The following is a 19,441-nucleotide window of genomic DNA, read 5'->3' as shown; positions in this document are numbered from 1 at the left end:
AAAGTGAACATCCATAACGCGGTAGTTACTGGGCAATAGCATTTTTGCTACAAACGCAGCGCGAAGCGAGCAGCCAGCGCCACTTCGCGCTATCGCAAACCCTCATTCCATGACGTCTTCCGGGCGATAATGCACGCGCCTGGTGGAGATCAGGCCGTGACCGTGGGTACAGAAATAATCTATGGCACCGCACGCCTTCAGCACCTGCAGCGGCTGCTGGCAGTCGGGACAGCAGGCCAGCGCGGTGAAATGACGCTGGCAGTGCGGGCAGTCGAAGCGTTGTTCGCTGTAAGTGAGCGGTTGCTGACAGTGAGGGCATGGGGTGAGCATGATGACTCCGAAATCGTGGCTGAGGATCGTGATAAAACCGGATGTTACGCCAAAAAAAGAGGGCCCATCCGGGCCCTCATCATGTTTAGCGTTTGTTTTTCTTCAGATGCGATATCAGACGCTTACGCTTACGCTGCTGGGTTGGTGTCAGCAGGTTGCGTTTGCCCGCATACGGGTTATCGCCCTCTTTAAACTGGATGCGAATCGGCGTTCCCATCACGTTCAGCGAGCGGCGGAAGTAGTTCATCAGGTAACGCTTGTAAGAATCCGGCAGATCCTTCACCTGATTACCGTGAATCACCACAATCGGCGGGTTATAACCACCGGCATGCGCGTATTTGAGTTTTACGCGGCGGCCACGCACCAGCGGCGGCTGATGGTCGTCAGCAGCCATGTTCATGATACGCGTCAGCATGGAGGTATTTACGCGTTTGGTCGAGCAGTCGTACGCTTCGGTCACGGATTCAAACAGGTTGCCCACGCCGCTGCCGTGCAGTGCCGAGATAAAGTGCACACGCGCGAAGTCGATAAAGCCGAGACGGAAGTCCAGCGTCTCTTTCACTTCGTCTTTAATCTCCTGCGACAGGCCATCCCACTTGTTGACCACAATCACCAGTGAGCGCCCACTATTCAGGATAAAGCCGAGCAGCGACAGGTCCTGATCGGAAATGCCCGCGCGCGCGTCAATCACCAGCATCACCACGTTGGCATCTTCAATCGCCTGCAGCGTTTTGATGACGGAGAATTTTTCCACCGTATCAGTGATTTTGCCGCGCTTACGCACGCCCGCGGTATCAATCAGAATGTACTCGCGGTCATCACGCTCCATCGGAATGTAGATGCTGTCGCGCGTGGTGCCCGGCATGTCGTACACCACCACACGGTCTTCACCGAGGATACGGTTGGTAAGCGTTGACTTACCTACGTTGGGACGCCCGACAATCGCCAGTTTGATAGGCAGACCGGTCGGATCGAAGGCTTCTTCCTCTTCTTCCTCCAGCGCTTCACCGTTCTCTTCGGCGGCTAACGCGGCCCAGTAAGCTTCGTTTTCGTCCTCTTCGCTGACTTCCCGCGGCGCGATATCATCCATCCACGGCAGCAGCGCGGTTTCCAGCAGGCTGGTGACGCCACGACCGTGCGACGCGGCAATCGGGTGAATCTCACCCAGGCCGAGCGCGTAAAAGTCCAGCACCGCAGCATCCGGATCGAGACCGTCAGTTTTGTTGGCAACGAGGAACGTCGCTTTATCGCGCGAACGCAGATGATTGGCGATCTGCTGATCCGCCGGCATGACGCCAGCACGCGCATCAACTAAAAACAGCACCACATCGGCCTCTTCAATCGCCAGCAGCGACTGCTCCGCCATGCGGTTTTCCACGCCTTCCTCGGTGCCATCAATACCGCCGGTATCGATAACAATAAATTCGCGCCCTTCCACTTCGGCGCGACCATATTTGCGATCGCGAGTCAGTCCAGGGAAATCGGCCACTAACGCATCACGTGTGCGCGTTAAGCGGTTAAACAGCGTGGATTTCCCCACATTGGGACGCCCAACCAGCGCGACCACAGGTACCATAACACTTGCCTCAGTTTTAAAAATAAATCGCCCGAATGGCGTGATTATAACGGCATTTGCCGTCAGGTTCAGGCCGCAGGCGCCAAGAATATCATGCCTGACTAAAAACAGAACGGCCCCTGACGAATCAGGAGCCGTATCAATGCGTGCGAAACGCTGCCCGTCGGGCCATCGCCTTAACGGGTGATGGCGTAGACCTCACCGCCTTTCGCCTGGATCAGCAGCTTGTCACCGGCCACGACTGGCTCGGTCTGGAAGCCGTCGCTGTCCAGTTTCTGCTGCGCCACAAAGCGGCCGTCCAGGGTGTTGATCCAGTGCACGTAGCCTTCGCTATCGGCGACCACCAGGTAACCGTTGAACAGCACCGGAGACGTCAGGTTACGGTGCAGCAGATCGCTCTGACGCCAGATCGCCACGCCGCCATCGGCGTTGAGCGCAATCACGCGGTCATCCTGATCCACCAGATAGATGCGACCGGCATCGACGATCAGATCTTTGACGCCGCCGATTTCACGCTTCCACAGAATCTGACCGGAACGCAGATCCAGCGCCGTCAGGTTACCGTTGTAGGCCAGCGCATAGACCACGCCATTGACGATAACCGGCGTGGTGTCGACATCGTTAAGACGATCGATCTCGGTCGCGCCGCTTGGCTGGGAGATACGCTGCTGCCAGATCAGCTGACCCTGGTTCATGATCACCGCGCTGACGCGGCCGTTATCGCCGCCAACAATCGCGCCGCCGAACGCTACTGCCGGCGCCGATTCACCGCGCAGCGACAGCGCTGGCATATCCAGATTCACGCTCCATTTCACCGCGCCGCTGCTCTGATCGAGCCCCTGCAGCATACCGTTGCTGGTGTGAATCAGTACCAGACCATCGCTGACCACCGGACGCGACAGCGCTTCGCCGGCCACTTTGGTCTGCCAGGCAATGCTGCCGTCGCTGCTGTTCAGGGCAAATACCTGCCCCCGCTCGCTACCGATGTAGAGGCGATCGCCATTGGCCGTGATACCGCCAGACAGCAGTGCCGAAATGTTTTTCGAGAAGAAGCCGGTCTTCTCAGAGAGATTCACTTTCCACTTCTCTTTGCCGTTGCTGGCATCGAGCGCTTTCACGATACCGAAGCGGTCGGCGGCATACACGGTGCCGTCCTGCCAGGCGGGATGCAGATTGGAGTAGAAATCACCCACGCCGTCACCGACCGAGGTGCTCCACGCGGTTTCTGGCGTGAACTGGTTTTCAACCTTCGGCAGCGGGGCCATTTTCACTACATCTTCTTCGCCGCTGAACAGCGAGCAACCGCTGAGCAGAGTGACTGACATCAGCCCTGGCAGCAGGTATTTACGTAATTCCATGTGCGCTCTCTTGACTGGCTTAACTTAAGTTATTCATCTTCATCTGCAGCATCTGCTTCAGCGCAGGAGAAGCCTGCGATTCCGCACCTTTGCTCCAGGCATCACGGGCGCCCTGCTTATCGCCTTTGCTCAGCAGTGCTTCGCCACGAATGTCCGCCACAATGGCTGTCCAGCCATCACCCTTTACATTGTTCAGGGTAGTAAGGGCGGCATCGGCCTGATTTTGCTGCAGTTGAATGCGTGCCAGACGCAGGTTGATCACCGCCTGCAGATTGGCATCTTTGGTGTCTTTCAGCCCGCTCTGTAACAGCGTGATGGCTTTGTCTAACTGATTGGCGGCAACGTACTGTTTAGCCAGATCCAGCGCGGCCAGCGCACCGTAGGTGTTGTTGTTCTCGCTGGCGAAGCTGGCGACCGCTTCCAGCGTCTGCGGCTTGTCTGCCTGCATGGCGCTGGTCAGCTGCTGATACTGCGCCGACGCGGCTTTGTCCGTCCCTTCCTGATGGCTGCTCCAGAAACGCCAGCCACCCAGTGCAGCGATACCGACGATAACCCCGACCGCCAGTGCTTTGCCATTATTGGCAAAGAAGCGACGCAGCGCATCAACCTGTTCGTTTTCGTTGCTGTAAACTTCCACGCAATCCCTCTCCTTAAAATGCCTGTTGCAGTGCTGCGCTTACTGCAGCAGCGTGTGCAGCGTCGCGGCGGCGTCGCTCTGCGCCAGCGTCTGCTGATCGCCGGTGCGCAGGTCTTTAATCACCACCTGGCCCGCTTTCACTTCGTCTTCGCCCAGCACCAGCGCAATGCGTGCGCCCCACTTGTCTGCACGGGCAAACTGCTTTTTGAAGTTACCGCCGCCGAAGTTGGTCATCAGCTTCAGCGCCGGGTCGGCATCACGCAGTTTTTCCGCCAGTTGCATCGCGGCGGACTGCACGCCCTGCCCCGAAGCGATAACATAGACATCAACAATGCGCGTCGGTTCAAATTCCGGATTCACCGCCTGCACCAGCAGCACCAGACGCTCGAGCCCCATGGCAAAACCGACCGCCGGCGTCGCGCGGCCGCCCAGTTGCTCCACCAGACCATCATAGCGACCGCCGCCGCACACGGTGCCCTGCGAGCCGAGGCTGCTGGTCACCCATTCGAACACGGTGCGGTTGTAGTAGTCGAGGCCGCGCACCAGGCGCTGATTGATGCGGTATTTGATGCCGGCATCGTCGAGCAGCGCGCACAGGCCGCTGAAGTGTTCACGTGACTCCTCGTCGAGGAATTCACCCAGCGTCGGCGCGTCGTTCAGCAGCGTCTGAATATCCGGATTTTTGCTGTCCAGCACGCGCAGCGGATTGGTATACATGCGGCGTTTGCAATCTTCGTCCAGCACCTCTTTATGCTGTTCGAGGAAGGCCACCAGCGCACTGCGGTAGTTGGCGCGTGCTTCCAGTGAACCGATGGAGTTCAGTTCCAGCTCAACGTGGTCAGCAATACCCAGCGCTTTCCACCAGCGATGGGTCAGCATGATCAGTTCGGCGTCCACGTCCGGCCCCTGCAGGCCAAACACTTCGACACCCATCTGGTGGAACTGGCGATAGCGCCCCTTCTGCGGACGCTCGTAGCGGAACATCGGACCGATGTACCACAGGCGCTGCTCCTGATTGTACAGCAGACCATGTTCGATACCGGCGCGCACGCAGCCTGCGGTGCCTTCCGGACGCAGCGTCAGGCTCTCGCCGTTGCGGTCTTCAAAGGTGTACATTTCTTTTTCAACCACGTCGGTGACTTCACCGATCGCGCGGCTGAACAGCGGGGTTTGCTCGACGATTGGCAGACGGATTTCACTGTAGCCGTAGCTGGCCAGCACCTGCTTCAGGGTGCCCTCAATACGCTGCCAGATGGCGGTATCTGCCGGCAGGTAATCGTTCATCCCGCGAATCGCTTGAATATTCTTCGCCACGTTAGAATCTCTTAATACAAAAAAACCTGTCCGGCATCATACCTTATGAGGATGAAACCGCACAGGTTCAATCACAACTGGCGTGCGCCGGGCGCACACCGTCCTTTATTTTTCCAGCTGCTGCACGTTGATGCGGCGGCTCTCGTCCAGCATGGTGGCTTTTGCACGGATGCGCGCTTCCAGCTGATCGATCATGTCATTGTTGTCGAGGCGATCGCGCTGGCGCACGCCATCTTCGTAGAAACCGCTTTTCTTGTTGCCGCCGGTGACGCCGAGCGTCGAGACCGTGGCTTCGCCGGGACCGTTCACCACGCAGCCAATGATCGAGACGTCCATCGGCGTGATGATGTCTTCCAGCCGCTCTTCCAGCGCGTTCACCGTGCCAATGACGTCAAACTCCTGGCGCGAACAGGTCGGGCAGGCGATGAAGTTGATGCCGCGTGAGCGGATGCGCAGTGATTTCAGGATGTCGTAGCCGACTTTGACCTCTTCAACCGGGTCGGCGGCCAGTGAAATACGCAGCGTATCGCCAATCCCTTCCGCCAGCAGCAGACCAAGGCCGATCGCTGATTTCACCGCTCCCGCACGCGCGCCACCAGCTTCGGTGATGCCAAGGTGCAACGGCTGATCGATGGCTTTTGCCAGCAGACGGTAAGATTCCACCGCCAGGAACACATCGGAGGCTTTGACGCTCACTTTGAACTGGTCAAAGTTGAGGCGATCGAGGTGATCAACATGACGCATCGCGGATTCGAGCAGCGCCTGCGGCGTTGGCTCACCGTATTTTTCCTGCAGATCTTTTTCCAGCGAACCGGCGTTAACGCCGATACGGATCGGAATATTGTGGTCACGGGCGCAATCCACTACCTGGCGAATACGCTCGTTGTTACCGATGTTGCCCGGGTTAATGCGCAGGCAATCGACGCCGTACTCGGCCACTTTCAGAGCGATGCGGTAGTCAAAGTGAATGTCCGCTACCAGCGGCACGTTGACCTGCTGCTTAATCAGTTTGAAGGCTTCCGCCGCATCCATGGTGGGCACGGACACACGCACGATATCCACACCGACGCGCTCCAGCTGACGGATCTGATTCACCGTGGCTTCGACGTCCGTGGTACGGGTGTTGGTCATTGACTGAACGGCGATAGGCGCGCCATCACCAACCGGCACCTTGCCGACGTAAATACGTGTAGATTTGCGACGGATAATGGGTGCTTCGTTATGCATATTCTCTCTCCACAATTACCCGGAAAGCGCGCTGCGCGTTATTGCGCACCCAGCGTCAGACGGGCAACCTGGTTATTACGGATAAAACGACTTAAATCAACGGGCTGATTCTGATATTGCACGTCAACCGCACCCGGAGCGCCAATTTTCAGACGATACGGAGCAGTGCCGGACAGGCTGAGTTTACCGCCGCTACGTTGCAATCCGCTGAACAGCTTCTTACCGGTCGCATCGGTGACTTCCAGCCAGCAGTCAGCTTTGAAGTTCATCACCACGGCGTTAGGGTCGCCCGCGGGCTGGCTGACGGCAGCGGTACCGGTTGGCATTGAGCCTGCCGGCACGCTGTTGGCCGGCGCCGGTGAGGTGGCCGCTGGCGGTGCGTTGTCAATCGGCGCCTGGCTCGGAGACACCACCGCGTTGTCGCTGCTGGTTGCCGTGTTGCTGCTGGTCGCTGCTGGCGCACTGCTGGTACTGCCAGCGTTGTCTGGCGTGCTGACCGCACCGGCACCGGTGTCAATCGGCGTACCGGCCGCGTTAGTGTCGCTGTCGGTAGTGCTGTCCGTGCTGTTGTCACCCAGCGGAATCGACTGGCTGTTGTCGCTGCTGCTGCCGTTCTGGTCAGCCATCGACACCAGATCTGCCTGGGAGGCTTTATGGTTCTGCCACCACCAGGCGCCGGTCAGGCCGACCACCACGAAAATCACCAGCCAGGTGAAGATCATCAACCAGCCGTCACGCTTTTTACGACGCTTACCCAGTGAGAAGCTCTGCATCGGCTCAATTTTCGCCGCACGCACCGGAGCCTGCTTCGCCATCATCGGCAGCAGGTCATCTTCAGGTACATGCACCAGACGCGCATAAGAGCGAATGTAGCCGCGCAGGAAGGTCGAGGCCAAATCCGCCGGGGATTTATCCTCTTCAATATCACGCACGGTAGAAAGTTTCAGGCACAGGCGCTCAGCGACGTTTTGCTGGGTCAGCCCCATCTGCTCACGGGCCAGACGCAGGCGTTCACCTGTGGAATGTACTGCAGAATTCTCTTGAGTGGCTTCAGTATTCATTAGCTAAATAACGCTGGTACTGTATCGATTGTGGAAAACTTCGCGCCAACCGGTCGCCATAACGTGTAACGTCAGCAGCGTTTCCCTGTTGCGCGGCGAAACGTATCTGTAACCCCAGACTCTCTGCCGTTGCCGGCAAATGCTGATGGTAAACTTCTAAAAGCAGCGGCACTGAAGCCCACTGCTGCTGTTCAAGCCGTCGTTCCACTTCCGTCAGCAGCATATTGCCCTGCTCCGGTGCGGCATCCAGCGCGAGATCGAACTGCTGGCGCGCGGCGCGATCCTCTCCCGCCTGCAGGTAACAATAGCCCGAAAACAGCAGGGCATCCTGAGCGGCGTCGCTGTGCTGCGCTTCAGTTGCCAGCTTAAACTGTTGATGCGCTTCGTCATACTGCCTCAAACCGCAGAGAAACGCACCGTAATTGTTAGCCACATAACCATTCAGCGGCGCTAACTGCTGCGCGCGCTGGTAGTAATGGCGCGTCCGGGCGTTATTCTGCTGTGCCTGCGCGACGCGCGCAAGCGCCAGCGGCACCCGGTAATCGCGCGGTGCAGCCTGCTGCGCGCGCAGCAAATTGCGCTGCGCCGCGGCATAATCCTTCACCGCCAGATAGTGCAATCCCAGCTGCAGCCGGATATCGGCCGCGCCGTGCCGCGCCGGTGCTTCGACACACCCGGTTACAACAAAGCCGGCCAGCAGCGCGGCGGGTAATCCTTTACGCATCTCAGTCTCTCCCTGTCAGTTCAGCGCAGAGACTGCCATGCCTGACGCCCGATGCGTAGCAGCGGGCGCGATCTTTCAGAGCGCCTTCACAGAGATGGCTTCACCGGCCATTTTTTTACGCAGCGTACGCTTGGTGCGGTCGATAACATCGCCCGCCAGCTGACCACAGGCGGCATCAATGTCGTCGCCGCGCGTTTTACGCACGATGGTGGTGAAACCGTACTCCATCAGCACTTTGGAGAAGCGGTCGATACGGCTGTTCGAGCTGCGGCCATACGGCGCGCCCGGGAAGGGGTTCCACGGAATCAGGTTGATCTTGCACGGCGTCTCTTTCAGCAGCGCCGCCAGCTCATGCGCATGTTCGGTGCTGTCGTTGACGTGATCCAGCATCACGTACTCAATCGTCACGCGGCCCTGATTGGCGTTGGATTTGCCAATGTAGCGCTTCACCGCCGCCAGGAAGGCTTCGATGTTGTACTTTTTGTTGATTGGCACGATGTCATCGCGGATGGTGTCATTCGGTGCGTGCAGCGAAATCGCCAGTGCCACGTCGATCATATCGCCGAGCTTGTCCAGCGCCGGCACTACGCCCGAGGTCGACAGCGTCACGCGACGTTTGGAGAGGCCGAAACCGAAGTCATCCAGCATGATCTCCATCGCCGGCACCACGTTGGTAAGGTTCAGCAGCGGCTCGCCCATGCCCATCATGACCACGTTGGTGATCGGACGCTGGCCGGTCACTTTAGCGGCACCGATAATTTTTGCCGCGCGCCATACCTGACCAATGATTTCAGACACGCGCAGGTTACGGTTAAAGCCCTGCTGCGCGGTCGAACAGAATTTACACTCCAGCGCACAGCCTACCTGCGAGGATACGCACAGCGTGGCGCGGTCGGCTTCCGGGATATACACGGTTTCTACCAGCTGATCGCCGACGCGAATCGCCCACTTGATGGTGCCATCGCTGGAGCGCATCTCTTCCGCCACTTCCGGCGCACGAATTTCAGCGCGCTGCATCAGCTTACCACGCAGCACTTTATTGATGTCTGTCATCTGCTCGAAATCATCGCAGCAGTAGTGATACATCCACTTCATGACCTGATCGGCACGGAACGGTTTTTCGCCCATCTCAACAAAGAATTCGCGCATCTGCTGACGGTTAAGATCCAGCAGGTTAATTTTTTCGTTTTTCGGGGAAACAACCACGGGGGAAGCGGACGACGGCGTCACAATCTGTTCGGACATAATGTTCTCTGGCCTCGTTGTTACACGTTACGGCTCTGGTTAAGAATAGGAAAAAAACAGCGCCCTCGCTGAGCCAGGCTCAACAAGGGCGCATAATTGTACTACATCTGCTGCGTGATGCCAGGGGAACGTCTTAGCCACCGGTTACAAGGTGTAAAGACGTCTGTCCGCATCCGCTACCGCGCACTTAGCGGGTACGTGGGCAGACTTCGTTTTCTGCGAAGAAGTAAGCGATTTCGCGTGCCGCAGATTCTGCAGAGTCAGAACCGTGGGTGGCGTTTTCGGTGAAGCTGTCTGCGTAGTCAGCACGCAGCGTACCGGCCAGCGCGTTGTCCGGGTTAGTTGCACCCATCAGATCGCGGTGACGCTGGATAGCGTTTTCGCCTTCCAGAACAGATACCACAACCGGGCCAGAAGTCATGAACTCAACCAGACCATCAAAGAACGGACGGCCTTTGTGCTCCGCGTAGAAGCCTTCAGCCTGCTCTTTGGTCAGGTGCAGCATTTTCGCACCAACGATTTTGAAGCCAGCGCTTTCGAAACGGTTGTAGATAGCACCAATCACGTTCTTAGCGACGGCGTTTGGTTTGATGATGGAGAAAGTGCGTTCGATTGCCATGATTACCTCTGATTAGCATCCTGAAGAAACCGGGAACCCGCTCCCGGTAAGAAAACGCGCCGATTATAGGGAGATCGGTGCGCCTTGCCTATGAGTGAAGAGAGGAATTATTGAAAATAATTGATTTCTGTCGGGGCAAACACGCAAAAAATATGCCATAGCGCTGCGTTTAGCCGCGCGTGAACGACACCGAAGCCAGCTGCCCGGCCTCATCCATCACCACCAGCTGATAACGACCGGGCTCGCGCAGCACCAGCGAGGCGCTGCTTTTTCCCGCAGCAAGCTCCACCGGCTGCCCGTTTAAAAACCACCAGCGCTGCGTACCCTGCCCGCCCTGCACCGCCACCGGCAGCAGCAATACGGCCTTACCAGGCAGCGGCTGCACGCGCTGGCCATTGATCACGCCGGTCACCAGCAGCGGCACGCTGTCCCCCTGATTCAGCGGCGGGCAGGTCGCATCCACTGGCGGCAGGCGCTGCGCCCGCCGTTCGCCCGGTGGCAGCCACGGCTCAAGCGGCAGCGGCCACATTACGCGTTCCCGGCTTTGCGCATCCGGACAATCCGCCGCCACGCGCAGCCCTTTGCTATTTTGCCAGAAGCGCTGGCGTAAGCCATTGACGCCCTCCTGCCCCGGCGCCAGCAGCGTTGGCGGCACGGTCTGATTCAGCACCCAGCTGTAACGCCGCTGCCGGCAGTTCTCGTCGCCGGCGGGCAACGGCTGGCCGCCGGGCCAGCAGATACTGACGGCGCTGACCGTCGCCGGGCGCGGATCGCCGGGCACGCCGCGCGCCGGCAGGTGTCCCGCCAGCAGGTGATTAACCTGCTGCATCACCGGCACCGCCGACGCGTAACCGAACTGGCCGGCAACCGGCGTGGCATCCGGCCTGCCCACCCAGACGCCAATCAGATAGCGTGGCGTGATACCAACGCTCCAGGCATCGCGATAGCCGTAGCTGGTGCCGGTTTTCCACGCCAGCGGCACGATATCGGCGACCGCCCCGCTGGCGGCAGGCTGCGCCTCACCGGCGAGAATGCGGCGCACAATCCACGCCGCGCCGGGCGACAGTAACGGGCGCTGCAGCAGCGGCTGCTGTGGCAGCCAGCGCAGCTGTGCAGCATTACCGTGGCGGGCAAAGGCGCTGTAGGCGGCGACAATGTCGTCCAGCCGCGCGCCGGTGCCGCCCAGCACCAGCGACAGATTCGGTTCACCGCCCGCCGGAAAGCGCAGATTCAGGCCGACGTTGCGCAGCCGCGCGGCGACGTTTTTCGGTCCAAGCGCCTCCAGCAGCTGCACCGCCGGCAGATTGAGCGAACGCTGCAGCGCTTCGCTGGCGCTGACCGGGCCGTGAAAGCCGCTGTCGAAATTGCCGGGACGATAGTCGCCAAAGCGGCGTGGCACATCCTGCAGCAGCGATTCGCCATGAATCAGGCCATCATCCAGCGCCATGCCGTAGACAAACGGCTTGAGCAGCGATCCCGGCGAACGCACGCTGGCAATCATATCCACATGGCCAAAGCGGCTGTCGTCATTGAAAGACACCGAGCCGACGTAGCCGCGCACTTTCATGGTGCTGTGGTCGACAACCAGCAGTGCCAGCGAGGTGCGCGGCGGCAGCCGGGTTTGCAGCGACGCAGCGAGGTTCTCCAGTTCACGCTGCAGCGACACATCCAGCGTGGAGGTAATTTTGCTGTCGGGCGACAGCGACAGCAGCCGGCGCGCCAGCAGCGGTGCCAGCTGCGGCAGCTGACGCGGCGGCAGCCATACCGGCTCCTGTTTGATTTCGGCGACAGTCTGCGCCGGCCACACCTGATACTGCGCCAGGCGATCCAGCACTTTATTGCGGGCAGCCTCAGCGCGCTGCGGCCAGCGGTCCGGGCGCAAACGGCTGGGTGCCTGCGGCAGCACCGCCAGCAGCGCCGCCTCGCCGCGGGTAAGCTGCGACGCCGGTTTGCCCAGCCACATCCAGCTGGCGGCGCCGACGCCCTCAACCGTGCCACCAAACGGGGCGCGGTTGAGATACAGCGTGAGGATCTCGCGCTTCGACAGATGCCACTCCAGCTGCAACGCTCGCCACGCCTGCACCACTTTGCCACGCAGGGTACGCGGCTGCGGATCAATCAGCCGCGCCACCTGCATAGTCAGCGTGCTGCCGCCGGAGACAATGCCGTGCTGCAGCAGGTTTTGCCCGACGGCGCGCACTATCGCCAGCGGGTTAATGCCGGGATGGTGCCAGAACCAGCGGTCTTCGTAGGTCAGCAGCGCCTCGATATAGGCCGGTGACACCTCGTCCAGCGTCACCGGATAGCGCCACACGCCCTGTCGATCGGCAAAGCGCCACAGCGGCGTGCCATCTTCCGCTACCACCACCCGCGCCGGCTGTAACTGGCGCAGCGGCAGCGGATCGAGCCGGTCCAGCAGCCATAGTGCGCCCACCAGCAGCAGTAACAGCAGCGCCAGCCCGCACAGGCGTCGGTGGCGCAGCGTCACGGGCGCTTAACGCACATGAAGTTTTTCCGGCGTGGTGCCGATGGCGCGCCACGCGGGCACATACATCGACTCCACCTGTGGTGGCGGCAGACGATAACTGCCCGGCGTCACCGCGCGCGCCAGATACAGCAGCGTACCGGGCGTGTAGCCATCCAGCGCCAGCGCGGCGACAAAGCGGTCGTCGCGGAACTCAAGATGTTTAATGTTTGCCTGCTGCATGTCCATCATGCTCTCTTTCAGCGCATCGGCACTGTCGCCCAGGCTGGCGCTGCTGTCGCTCAGGTTTTGATTTTCCAGCTCCAGTCCGGCCGGCAGCAGATCCACCACCAGCGCATCGCTGACGCGCTGACTGGCACCCACCTTCAGCCGCACCACCAGCAGCTCACCGCTCTTAAGGTTATTGAGATCGGCCGGTTTGCCGTCCAGCGTGAAGTATTCGCGACTGATGCTGAGCACGTTGCTGACCGGTGACGGCGCGGTGCGCGGATAGCCGACCACATTGAGCGTGCCGTACAGCGGCGACGGCGTGTCGCTGGTCACCGTCAGGCCCTGCTGCAACTGCGGCGCGCTCAGCCCGAGACTCAGCGGCCGATCGCTGCGCAGCGGCTGATCCTGCAGCGTGGCCCGCCAGGCTTCACCCGGATGCTGCTGCAGCGTCCGCGCGGCGAGGAACAGCGCGTTGTTCTCCTGCGTAGAGAACCAGCGCTGCCCGTGCAGCGTTTGCGCCAGTTCAATCAGCAATGGCCCCTGCTGCGCCGGCAGCAGCTGATTTTCCGTCAGCAGCGCCAGCGTTAGCGCGCGGTCACGCAGCGGACTGCCGTAATCGCCCAGCCACATGTCAGGCTGGCGTTGCAGCGCGATGCCCTGCATCAGCGCCAGCTGGGCGCGCTGCGTATCGCCCATCTGCTGCAACGCCACGCCAAGCTGCACCAGCGCCAGTCCGGACTTCGCCTGGGCGCGTTGGTCATACAGCGCCCGCAGCGCGCCGAGCGGCGCCTGCTGCTGACGCGCCAGCACCAGCCCCGCGTAGGCCTGCACGCTAAAACGCAGCGCATCGGCATCGCTGCTCCAGCTGGTTTCGATTTGCGCCGGATCCTGCAAATAACGCAGCAGGCGCTGGTCGGCGCGATTAATCACGCCCTCCGGCACGCTGTAGCCCGCTTCGCTGGCGCGCAGCAGGAAGTCAGTGACGTAAGCGGTGAGCCAGAACTCCTCGCTGCTCTCTTTGCTCCACAGGCCAAAGCTGCCGTTACCGCGCTGCATGCCGGCCAGGCGCGCAATGCCGGTGTCAATTGCCGCGCGGCGCGCCTCATCACTGCTGGTTTTGATGCCCATCGCGCTGAGCTGGGCGTGATTGGTGAAGAGTGAAGGCCAGATGCCGCTGGCGGTCTGCTCCAGACAGCCATAGGGATAAGCGTAAAGCTGGCTGATGTAGCTGGCGATATTCAGCGGCGGCTGAGAACTCAGCGACAGCTGGCCGCTCAGCGTGCCAGCCTGCAGGCCGTTGAACGCGCTTGCCATCACCTGCCAGCGCTGCCCGCTGTTCATTACGTTATCGAAACTCAGGGTTTGTGCCGGATAAGCCGGACGCACGCCAATCTTCCAGCGGCGCACGCTCGGTGCCAGCGTCTCGTTCGGCAGGCTCAGCCCCAAAACGGTCACCTGCACGTCGCCCTCACCAAAACCGTCCTGCGCTTTAACCGGAATCGCCAGCGTGGTACGCGCCCCTTTCGCTAGCTGCACCCTGGCCGGGATTTGGCCGTTGAGTGCAATCAAGCCGCTGGCGTTAACCGCGACGTTCAACGTTTGAGGTTGTTCGGTAAGGTTGGTCAAATCCAGCGCCAGTGTTGATTGATCGCCGCTGGCAAGAAAGCGCGGCGTCGCCAGTTCGCTTACCAGCGGTGCGGCGACCACCATTTTACGATCCGCCGCGCCGAAACTGTCTTCGCTCCACACCTGCGCCATCAGCCGCAGCTCGCCGTTGAAGGCCGGTACCGACAGTTCCAGCGTGCCCTCGCCGCTGGCATCCAGCGTCACCGGCTGCAGCTGCTGCGCCACAATCTGCGCCTCGGTGACCGGCTTTTTACCGCCGCGCGACAGCGCATCGGCATCATCCCCGTCACCGCCAAAACGCAGCGCCGCCAGTTTGCCACCGCCCTCAATCAACTGCCCGAATACGTCATATTGATCGGCGTTGTAGCGCTTGCGGCCAAAGAAGCCGTTCCACGGATCGGGGGTGGCATAGTCGGTAATGCTCAGCACGCCGCTGTCCACCGCCGATAGCAACACCTGCACCTGCTGCGGCAGCGCACCGCCCTCGCGGCGGGCTTTAACCTTGACTTGCACGGTTTGTTCCGGCCGAATCCTGTCCGGTGCCTCAAGCGCCAGCGTCAGGCGGCGCGCGGCGGTTGCCATCGGCAGATGCAACAAGCCGACCGCGCGTTTTGGCGTGGTGCCGTTCGCTTTGTCGCCGTCGCGCACCACAATCGCGCTGAGATACAGATCGTGGCGCTTCCACTCCGCACTGACTGGCACATTAATGGTTGCGCCGCCCGCCGGTACATCCAGCGGTTGCCACCACAAGGTGCCGCTGCTCGACTCCACCAGCAGATAGCCTTTGCCGGCCGCCGGGGATTCCACCGTGACACGCGCAGTGTCGCCGGGTTGATAGGCGGCTTTGTCGATCTTCAGTTTGACCTGATCCGGACGCAGCGCGCCGGTGCCGTTGGTGTTGTCCTGCCACCAGTAACCTGCCTGGAAACGCACGCTGCTGACGATATTGTCACCGGCATGCACTTCGAGACGATAGGTGCCCCACTCTACCGGGAAGCTGACTTTCTGGCTGCCGCCCGCCGCAACGCTGATGCGCTGCTGCTCTTCCTGCAGATCTTTTTCATCGTAACGTGACTGCCAGCCTTCGCTGTCGGAGAAGCTCCAGAAGTAGTCGCGACGTTCGTGGATCAATCGCACATCAAGATCCTGCGCCGCCAGCTTTTCGCCCTGCGCATTGGCGTACACCACGTCAAATTCGGCGAGGCTGTTTTCCGGCACGGTTGGCTCATCGTTATAACGATCGGTGCGATAGTCGTACACCGATTCGCTGTTAAACAACGGACGAATGCCCGGCAGCGCGGCCGCAGGCCAGATCGCTTGCGTGGCGCGGCGCGTTACCGGACGACCGCCGGTCTCCAGCAGGCTGGCCTGCAAAATCAGGTTGAGCGGAGAGTGGCTCTCCGCCCAGCTGCTTTCGACCTTAAGCTGCAGCCTGCCGCTGTCGTCCAGCTTTTCATCCACATCATCAAGGCTACGTTTCAGTTCCTCCGTGATGTCGCCAAACTGATAACCTGGCAACGCAGCGACCGCTTCACGCGCCGGACGCAGGAACAGCTGGCCCTGTAGTTCATTGCCTGCCGCTGGCGCGCCATACAAATAGCGACCTTCAACATCAAAGGTGACGTCGGCATCTGGCGACAGGGGCTGAGTGTTGCTTTTAAGCGACAGCGCCATCCGTTCGGGCAGGAAATCTTCTACATTGAACGGCCAGCTGCGCGGCTGGTTGTCGCCGCTGTTAATACGCAGCGTCCATTTACCGGTCATCGCCGAGGCCGGTAAGGCAAAACGTTGTTGATAAACGCCGTTCTCTGGCTGCCAGACGAAGGTTTGTGCCACTTCACCATTCGGCTGCACCACTTCAGCTTTCACCGGCTGCGGCGGCAGTGGTTTGCCATCGGCATCGCGCAGCAGCGCATTAACGATGACCGTTTCGCCGGGGCGATAGAGATCGCGCGGGCCAAAAATGAAGAACTGTTTGTCGTAGCCTTGCGGGCCATCAATCGGGAATTCGGCCAGATCCAGCGCCGGGCGATTGAGGTCGATGAGCGAAGTCTGGCCTTTACTGGTCGCCAGCAGCAGCTTGCCTTTAGCGTTAGCTGCTAAACGCAGGTGACCCTCGCTGTCGCTGCTGCCAGTCGCCATCTGTTGGCCTTTTTCATCCAGTAGCTGCACGCTGACATCCGCCAGCGGATCGCCACTGGCGAGGCTTTGTGTAAACAGTTCCAGCTGGGTGGGAAAACGGTGCAGCGACAGCCCAATGTCGCTCAGGGTGAACAGCGTAGCCGGTTGCGTGTAATTGTAAGTGCCGGCCTGTTTCATCACCGCCAGGTAGACACCCGGCTGCTTCAGCGCCGCGACGTCGCCGAGCGGCAGCTGCATTTTTTCCCGCGTATTGCGTGCCGGGTTGAGATCGAAGCGGCCGCTATAGACCAGATCGGCGTTTTTCAGCAGATCGCGCGATTCCCAGTACGACATATTGTTGCCGTAATTCCACTGGGCGAGAAAATCCGCCAGCGTGGCATTTTTCACCCGGAAGAAATCAACATCGATTTGGTTAACGTTGAGCGCCAGCACCGGCAGTCCCTGCGCCAGGCGCAGCGGCAGCAGCGAGCCACGGCTGGCGAAACCGACCATCGGCTGGATGTCGCGCGTGGTGAGCGTCTGGCTAAAGGGGCTGGCTAAGGCAGTGCCATCGGCGGCCTTCAGGCCGGCATTGACGGTAACGGTGAGCTTGCGCGCCGGCTGTGGATGGCGGAAGCGCAGCACTTTGCCGTTCTGCGCCAGCTCCCAGCCCCCGTCGACCTTGCCGCTGCTGTCGTCGGTGAGGCTGATCCAGCGATTGAAATCCTGCTGACCGTCGAGCGCGCGGTTAAAGGTCAGTACCAGCGCCGCCGCGCCGTCCAACTGCAGTTCGGACAGGTCGATCACCGCGAGAGCGCGTGTCGCGGCCTGCGGCGCAGGCGTATCAGCCGCCTGCAGCGACGGCTGCGCGCCGCCCAGTAATGCGCCGCCGATCAGCACGCTGAACAGCAGTCGTTTCACACATCTTGCCATGGTAATTCCCTCACCAGCCCCAAAAGGTTAAACGTGTTGTGCTGCGCAATTTCACATCAAGCCGCCAACTTTAGCAATGTTACCCTTGAGATAGCCTTCACATTCCCGGACACTGAGTCTTTGCCGCTGATGGAGAAGAGGTTGCTATGACAGCCATGTTTGTGTCCGCTGATTGGTTGAATGAACATTACCACGAAGCGCGTTTGCAGGTGCTGGATGCCCGCATGCTGCCGCCAGGTCAGGAAGCGGTGCGCGATATCACGGCGGAGTATCTGGCCGGGCATCTGCCGGATGCGCCTTTTTTCAACATCGAAGCGCTGTCCGATCACACTAGCCCGTATCCGCATATGATGCCGCGCGCAGAGACCTTTGCCGTGGCGATGCGCGAGCTGGGCATCAGCCAGGATAAACATCTGGTGGTGTACGACGAAGGCAATCTGTTCTCCGCGCCGCGCGCCTGGTGGATGCTGCGTGCCTTTGGCTGTGAACAGGTGTCGATTCTGGCGGGCGGCCTGCAGGGCTGGAAAGCCGCTGGCTTCAGCCTGGCTACCGGTCCGGTGAATCTGCCTGAAGGCGAGTTTGACGCGCAATACGACAGCAGCCAGGTAAAGCGCCTGACCGATGTCCTGCTGATCAGCCACGAGGGCGGCGCGCAGATTGTCGATGCGCGCGCGGCCAATCGTTTCAATGCCGAAGTGGATGAGCCGCGCCCCGGCCTGCTGCGCGGCCATATCCCGCACAGTCTGAATATGCCGTGGAACGATCTGGTGGCCAACGGTGAGCTGAAACCGGCCGCCGAGCTGCGCGATCTGTTTGCAAAGGCAGGGATTAAGCTGGATCAGCCGATTGTCGCCAGCTGCGGCTCCGGTGTGACGGCGGTGGTGGTGATTCTGGCGCTGACCGCGCTTGGCGTGCGTGATGTGACGCTGTACGACGGTTCGTGGGGAGAATGGGGCAGCCGCGACGATTTACCGATTGAGAAATAAGTGTATCCGGTCGCCGTAAGGTGCGCGTTGTCGGATGTTGTGCACATTTATCCGGTCGCCGTAAGGTGCGCGTTGTCGGATGTTACACACATTTATCCGGTCGCCGTAAACGGCGACCCTACGTGTAGGGTGCGCATTTATGCGCACCTGGTTGAAATCGGTGCGATTTACCGGCGCACTGATGCGCACCGGCACTAGATAATCCGCTGGATGCCTTTGAAATCGCGCAGGAAACTGCCCCAGCGGCGCTCATAAAACGGCGTAATGTGCGCGGTGAAGAAATGGCTGACACCCTGCTCATTACTGACCACTTCACAGATATCAATTGGCGCGTCATCGGGCAGCGTATCGGTCGCCACGCTGCCGGCCGCCTGAATAATCGCATCAATATCGCTGTCGGCTTCAATCCCAATCAGCAGATTCGCCTGTTCATCGGCGCGCTCACGAATGCTGGCAACGTAGGCGCGACGCACCTGTTTGTATTTCGCAAACAGCTGGGTCAGCGAATCGATCATCTGCGCTGGCGGCTCGGCCACTTCTGAAAGAAGCAGCGCATGACCGCCCTCCAGCACCGTTTGCTGGCTCAGCGCACTGCCCTCTTCGCCCAGCAGATGCGCGATCTCGCCGGGTGAAAACTCTTTGCCGGCCGGCAGTTTTGGATTGAGGAACAGCGTTTCGCCCAGCGTCATTTCAAACAGCGTGCGCGTCGGTAAACGCAGGTACGGCTGCTCACCCTGGATGGCTTCGCTCATCGCTGCTTCTGAGGTAAAGAAAGGGATCACGCTGCCGCCGCCCTCTTTCTCCCAGTGCTGTAATTCTACCGGCGAGGTGGCATCAAACTGCTCCGCGGGACTTTCGCCCGGCACCCAGACATCGGCCTCCAGCAATAGCTGGAAAAATTCCGGACGGTGCGCAGGCTCGGTGGCCGCCAGCTTCAGCACCTCTTCAAGACGGTTACTCATAAGGGATAGGCTTCCAAAAAAGACGGC

14 protein-coding genes are annotated in these 19,441 nt (G+C 60.3%); 1 reads left to right on the top strand and 13 read right to left on the bottom strand.

Translation table 11 applies throughout. The features are described from left to right. Positions 1 to 102: 102 nt before the first annotated feature. From H7K56_RS10605 to H7K56_RS10550, 12 genes are all read right to left on the bottom strand, one after another. Entirely contained in the window at positions 103 to 330 is a 228-nt protein-coding gene (locus tag H7K56_RS10605; RefSeq protein WP_150360862.1) for a zinc ribbon domain-containing protein, read from the bottom strand. 85 nt (positions 331 to 415) lie between these two features. Further along, the gene (gene der, locus H7K56_RS10600) at positions 416 to 1,906 is read right to left on the bottom strand and encodes a ribosome biogenesis GTPase Der (protein ID WP_021506563.1); all 1,491 of its coding nucleotides are present in this window, start codon (positions 1,904 to 1,906) and stop codon (positions 416 to 418) included. A 176-nt stretch (positions 1,907 to 2,082) separates the two neighbouring features. Then, positions 2,083 to 3,264 (bottom strand): outer membrane protein assembly factor BamB, encoded by a 1,182-nt coding sequence (gene bamB / locus H7K56_RS10595; protein WP_058758300.1) that lies wholly within the window; start codon positions 3,262 to 3,264, stop codon positions 2,083 to 2,085. Between the two features lie 19 nt (positions 3,265 to 3,283). Next, positions 3,284 to 3,901, bottom strand: a complete 618-nt coding sequence (locus H7K56_RS10590; RefSeq protein WP_150360863.1) for a YfgM family protein — start codon at positions 3,899 to 3,901, stop codon at positions 3,284 to 3,286. 39 nt (positions 3,902 to 3,940) lie between these two features. After that, positions 3,941 to 5,215 carry a histidine--tRNA ligase gene (hisS, locus tag H7K56_RS10585; RefSeq protein WP_058770848.1) on the bottom strand — a complete coding sequence of 425 codons (1,275 nt, stop codon included), beginning with the start codon at positions 5,213 to 5,215 and terminating at the stop codon, positions 3,941 to 3,943. 105 nt (positions 5,216 to 5,320) lie between these two features. Beyond that, positions 5,321 to 6,442: a flavodoxin-dependent (E)-4-hydroxy-3-methylbut-2-enyl-diphosphate synthase gene (gene ispG, locus H7K56_RS10580; RefSeq protein WP_021506559.1), complete on the bottom strand. Its 1,122-nt coding sequence runs from the start codon at positions 6,440 to 6,442 to the stop codon at positions 5,321 to 5,323. A gap of 38 nt (positions 6,443 to 6,480) precedes the next feature. Then, positions 6,481 to 7,503 carry a cytoskeleton protein RodZ gene (gene rodZ, locus H7K56_RS10575; RefSeq protein WP_150058768.1) on the bottom strand — a complete coding sequence of 341 codons (1,023 nt, stop codon included), beginning with the start codon at positions 7,501 to 7,503 and terminating at the stop codon, positions 6,481 to 6,483. Beyond that, positions 7,493 to 8,227: a type IV pilus biogenesis/stability protein PilW gene (pilW, locus tag H7K56_RS10570; RefSeq protein ID WP_150360864.1), complete on the bottom strand. Its 735-nt coding sequence runs from the start codon at positions 8,225 to 8,227 to the stop codon at positions 7,493 to 7,495. The genes rodZ and pilW overlap by 11 nt, the downstream gene beginning before the upstream one ends. Before the next feature lie 75 nt (positions 8,228 to 8,302). Continuing rightward, positions 8,303 to 9,472 (bottom strand): dual-specificity RNA methyltransferase RlmN, encoded by a 1,170-nt coding sequence (gene rlmN / locus H7K56_RS10565; protein ID WP_021506556.1) that lies wholly within the window; start codon positions 9,470 to 9,472, stop codon positions 8,303 to 8,305. 187 nt (positions 9,473 to 9,659) lie between these two features. Next, positions 9,660 to 10,091, bottom strand: a complete 432-nt coding sequence (gene ndk / locus H7K56_RS10560) for a nucleoside-diphosphate kinase (RefSeq protein ID WP_021506555.1) — start codon at positions 10,089 to 10,091, stop codon at positions 9,660 to 9,662. Positions 10,092 to 10,260: 169 nt separating this feature from the next. Next, positions 10,261 to 12,558, bottom strand: a complete 2,298-nt coding sequence (gene pbpC / locus H7K56_RS10555; protein ID WP_249042724.1) for a peptidoglycan glycosyltransferase PbpC — start codon at positions 12,556 to 12,558, stop codon at positions 10,261 to 10,263. A 27-nt stretch (positions 12,559 to 12,585) separates the two neighbouring features. Then, positions 12,586 to 17,466, bottom strand: a complete 4,881-nt coding sequence (locus tag H7K56_RS10550) for an alpha-2-macroglobulin family protein (protein ID WP_150360866.1) — start codon at positions 17,464 to 17,466, stop codon at positions 12,586 to 12,588. A 146-nt stretch (positions 17,467 to 17,612) separates the two neighbouring features. On the opposite strand from H7K56_RS10550, the gene sseA reads away from it, so the two are divergent. Continuing rightward, positions 17,613 to 18,452 (top strand): 3-mercaptopyruvate sulfurtransferase, encoded by an 840-nt coding sequence (sseA, locus tag H7K56_RS10545; RefSeq protein WP_104094079.1) that lies wholly within the window; start codon positions 17,613 to 17,615, stop codon positions 18,450 to 18,452. Between the two features lie 194 nt (positions 18,453 to 18,646). Here the strand turns inward: sseA and sseB are convergent, their stop codons facing one another. Further along, positions 18,647 to 19,414, bottom strand: coding sequence for an enhanced serine sensitivity protein SseB (sseB, locus tag H7K56_RS10540; protein ID WP_150360867.1), 768 nt, complete (start codon positions 19,412 to 19,414; stop codon positions 18,647 to 18,649). Positions 19,415 to 19,441: the final 27 nt, after the last annotated feature.

Origin of the sequence: Pantoea dispersa (assembly GCF_014155765.1) — a bacterium.
Classification (GTDB): domain Bacteria; phylum Pseudomonadota; class Gammaproteobacteria; order Enterobacterales; family Enterobacteriaceae; genus Pantoea; species Pantoea dispersa.
This window is presented reverse-complemented; position numbering and strand designations above follow the sequence as displayed.

Bases quoted from the DNA above. Each gene is read 5' to 3' on its own strand.
- bamB (WP_058758300.1), bottom strand. From the start codon at position 3,264: ATGGAATTACGTAAATACCTGCTGCCAGGGCTGATGTCAGTCACTCTG.
- rlmN (WP_021506556.1), bottom strand. From the start codon at position 9,472: ATGTCCGAACAGATTGTGACGCCGTCGTCCGCTTCCCCCGTGGTTGTT.
- sseA (WP_104094079.1), top strand. From the start codon at position 17,613: ATGACAGCCATGTTTGTGTCCGCTGATTGGTTGAATGAACATTACCAC.
- H7K56_RS10605 (WP_150360862.1), bottom strand. From the start codon at position 330: ATGCTCACCCCATGCCCTCACTGTCAGCAACCGCTCACTTACAGCGAA.
- ispG (WP_021506559.1), bottom strand. From the start codon at position 6,442: ATGCATAACGAAGCACCCATTATCCGTCGCAAATCTACACGTATTTAC.
- sseB (WP_150360867.1), bottom strand. From the start codon at position 19,414: ATGAGTAACCGTCTTGAAGAGGTGCTGAAGCTGGCGGCCACCGAGCCT.
- H7K56_RS10550 (WP_150360866.1), bottom strand. From the start codon at position 17,466: ATGGCAAGATGTGTGAAACGACTGCTGTTCAGCGTGCTGATCGGCGGC.
- der (WP_021506563.1), bottom strand. From the start codon at position 1,906: ATGGTACCTGTGGTCGCGCTGGTTGGGCGTCCCAATGTGGGGAAATCC.
- rodZ (WP_150058768.1), bottom strand. From the start codon at position 7,503: ATGAATACTGAAGCCACTCAAGAGAATTCTGCAGTACATTCCACAGGT.
- ndk (WP_021506555.1), bottom strand. From the start codon at position 10,091: ATGGCAATCGAACGCACTTTCTCCATCATCAAACCAAACGCCGTCGCT.
- pilW (WP_150360864.1), bottom strand. From the start codon at position 8,227: ATGCGTAAAGGATTACCCGCCGCGCTGCTGGCCGGCTTTGTTGTAACC.